Source organism: Sulfobacillus harzensis, from assembly GCF_012933365.1.
Taxonomy (GTDB): Bacteria; Bacillota; Sulfobacillia; order Sulfobacillales; family Sulfobacillaceae; genus Sulfobacillus_B; species Sulfobacillus_B harzensis.
Map to the genome: position 1 here is coordinate 1 of NZ_JABBVZ010000390.1, position 219 is coordinate 219.

Annotated in this window: 1 protein-coding gene; it reads right to left on the reverse strand. The window is 59.4% G+C overall.

All coding sequences use genetic code 11. The annotated features are described in order from the left end of the window. On the reverse strand, positions 1-219 hold a 219-nt coding region (locus HIJ39_RS23605), incomplete at both ends, for a transposase (protein WP_207711915.1).

Here is a 219-nt window from a genome sequence, read left to right on the forward strand (position 1 = left end):
GGACTGATTTGAATCCGGCGATATTCGGCTGTGGTACACTCGGCTTTCAAGGGGCAGGTCGGACAGTCGTGCGCTTGGTACACGCGCAGGGTCGCCCAATACCCGTTGTCCGAACGGGCCTGTTTCAGTCCCTGAAACGTGAGACGCCGGCCGGCGGCACAGATCCATTCGTCGTGGGTGTCGTCATACGTCCAGTTTTCCACACGCTTCACTTGACGC